2 protein-coding genes, 4 tRNA genes and 1 pseudogene are annotated in these 2,310 nt (G+C 62.5%); 2 read left to right on the top strand and 5 right to left on the bottom strand.

The features are described from left to right. A pseudogene (locus tag FFS27_RS31915) lies at window positions 1-244 on the top strand (serine hydrolase); the annotation flags it as partial. 286 nt (window positions 245-530) lie between these two features. Here the strand turns inward: FFS27_RS31915 and FFS27_RS31910 are convergent. The 5 genes from FFS27_RS31910 to FFS27_RS31890 all read right to left on the bottom strand — a co-directional run bounded on the left by FFS27_RS31910 (window position 531) and on the right by FFS27_RS31890 (window position 1,425). Continuing rightward, entirely contained in the window at window positions 531-752 is a 222-nt protein-coding gene (locus FFS27_RS31910) for a hypothetical protein (protein ID WP_003087901.1), read from the bottom strand. Between the two features lie 188 nt (window positions 753-940). Further along, window positions 941-1,016, bottom strand: a tRNA-His gene (locus FFS27_RS31905). 66 nt (window positions 1,017-1,082) lie between these two features. After that, a tRNA-Leu gene (locus FFS27_RS31900) sits at window positions 1,083-1,167 on the bottom strand. Window positions 1,168-1,221: 54 nt separating this feature from the next. After that, a tRNA-His gene (locus tag FFS27_RS31895) sits at window positions 1,222-1,297 on the bottom strand. Window positions 1,298-1,348: 51 nt separating this feature from the next. Then, window positions 1,349-1,425 (bottom strand) — tRNA-Arg (locus tag FFS27_RS31890). Between the two features lie 278 nt (window positions 1,426-1,703). Here FFS27_RS31890 and FFS27_RS31885 point away from each other — a divergent pair. Next, window positions 1,704-2,310: tetrahydrofolate dehydrogenase/cyclohydrolase catalytic domain-containing protein (locus FFS27_RS31885; protein WP_137952509.1), on the top strand; the 607-nt coding region annotated here is incomplete at its 3' end.

The following is a 2,310-nucleotide window of genomic DNA, read 5'->3' as shown; positions in this document are numbered from 1 at the left end:
GAACGGCCTGAGCATCAGGATCGAAGACGGCTTCCTGCTGGTGCGCGGGCAAGCCGGAGGAACCCGCTCCGGCGAGTTCATCCTGCAACCCATCGACAGCGCACACGCCGTCCTGGCCGGCAGCGGCCAGGGCCTGGGAGACACCTTCAGTCGTGACTTCGACGGTCTGAACGCGCTCGGCTACCGCTTCGCCCAGCAAGACACCAAGGCACGTCCCTGGCTGCAACGGAAGGAGTCCCCATGAGAAACCCCTCCCTGTGCCTCGCCGGCACGCTCGCCAGCCTCTGCTCCGCCGCTGTCGCCGAAGAGTGGCATGACAGCATCGGCCTGGGCGTCCTGGTGGAATACCGTTTCTGAAACGCACCGAGAGAGAATACGAACATGTTCACCGCCTTCGCCTTCCGCGGCCGCCAACCTTATACCGTTCGCCGGAACACAGCCCAGGGCGCGACCTTGCGCCCGAAACTGGCGAACCGGCCGGATGCGCCGGCTTCCGTCGGGAAGTCCTGAACTGCGGAGCGTCTACGGCCTCATTGGCAACGGATCACGCCGCTGGCGATTTCGTCGTCGATGGAGCGCAGCGCATCGGCATCCTGGTGCATCTGCTCGATCACCTCGAGCAGGCGCTGCGCCAGCTTCGGATCGTTCGCCCGCTCGACGGCGCGCATGACCTCGACCGCAGCCGATTCATGATTGTTCGCCATCTGCTTGAGAGCCTTGCGCAAGCGCTGCTCGGTCCATTTCATCGACATGTCGCTTCACCCAGACTGCATATACGGACCCGCCAGGAACGACGGGCTCGCTTAAGAGCGCCGGAGCTGGAACAAGTTCAACCTGCCGTCGCCCCATGAGGGCGGGTTGGGTGCCGGAAAGGCAAGCGGAGAAGAGATCGAGAAGCGCAAACGAAAACGCCAGGCACAAGGCCTGGCGCTTCGAAATATGGGGTGGACGATGGGAATCGAACCCACGACACCAGGAGCCACAATCCTGTGCTCTACCAACTGAGCTACGCCCACCATATCGTGAATCGTGCCGGACGTTCCGGCTTCAACCGCAGCGGCCGGACAAGCCGAGCCTGAAGGTGGTGCGGACGGAGAGACTCGAACTCTCACGCCTTGCGGCGCTGGAACCTAAATCCAGTGTGTCTACCAATTCCACCACGTCCGCGGGACACTGCTTGGAAATGAAAACGCCAGGCCTCGGGCCTGGCGCTTCGGAATATGGGGTGGACGATGGGAATCGAACCCACGACACCAGGAGCCACAATCCTGTGCTCTACCAACTGAGCTACGCCCACCATATTACGACTTGCGGTAAAACATCGCCTGCTTCTTGCCGATTCGCCGAATGGCGCACCCGGCAGGACTCGAACCTGCGACCATCCGCTTAGAAGGCGGATGCTCTATCCAGCTGAGCTACGGGCGCTTTATTCATCTGCATTCAATGCTGAGCGCAAACTTTAAGCTCTGGCAATCACAAAGTCAGCAACCGACTTGCATTACCTCTTACCCTGCGTCCGGCTGTGCTCGGCAAGCGGGGCGCATGTTATACAGGGGGCGAAAGGCCGTCAACGGGTTTTTTAAAAAAATTCAGCTATATAAAGGAGTTACGGCAAATCCGCGGGTCGCCTCCTTTGCCCCGGGCGGCGTCCATGCGAAAATGCGCGTCCTTTTTCCACCCGATTCGATGGTTACCCTTCCGACATGACCGCACAACTGATCGACGGCAAAGCGATCGCCGCCAACCTTCGCCAGCAGATAGCCCAACGCGTGACCGAGCGCCGCCAGCAAGGCCTGCGCGTTCCCGGCCTGGCGGTGATCCTGGTCGGCACCGATCCGGCCTCTCAGGTCTATGTGGCGCACAAGCGCAAGGACTGCGAGGAAGTCGGCTTTCTCTCCCAGGCCTACGATCTTCCCGCCGAAACCAGCCAGGACGACCTGCTGGCCCTGATCGACCGCCTGAACGACGATCCCGCCATCGACGGCATCCTGGTCCAGCTACCCCTGCCCGCCCACCTGGACGCCTCCCTGCTGCTGGAGCGTATCCACCCGGACAAGGACGTGGACGGTTTCCATCCCTACAACATCGGCCGCCTGGCCCAGCGCATGCCCCTGCTGCGCCCCTGCACCCCGAAAGGCATCATGACCCTGCTCGCCAGCACCGGCGCCGACCTGTACGGCATGGACGCGGTCGTGGTCGGCGCCTCGAACATCGTCGGCCGGCCCATGGCTCTGGAGTTGCTGCTGGGTGGCTGCACCGTCACCGTGACCCACCGCTTCACCCGCGACCTGGCCGACCATGTGTCGCGCG

It is taken from the genome of Pseudomonas sp. 2VD, assembly GCF_005503585.1.
Classification (GTDB): Bacteria; Pseudomonadota; Gammaproteobacteria; order Pseudomonadales; family Pseudomonadaceae; genus Pseudomonas; species Pseudomonas aeruginosa.
This window is presented reverse-complemented; position numbering and strand designations above follow the sequence as displayed.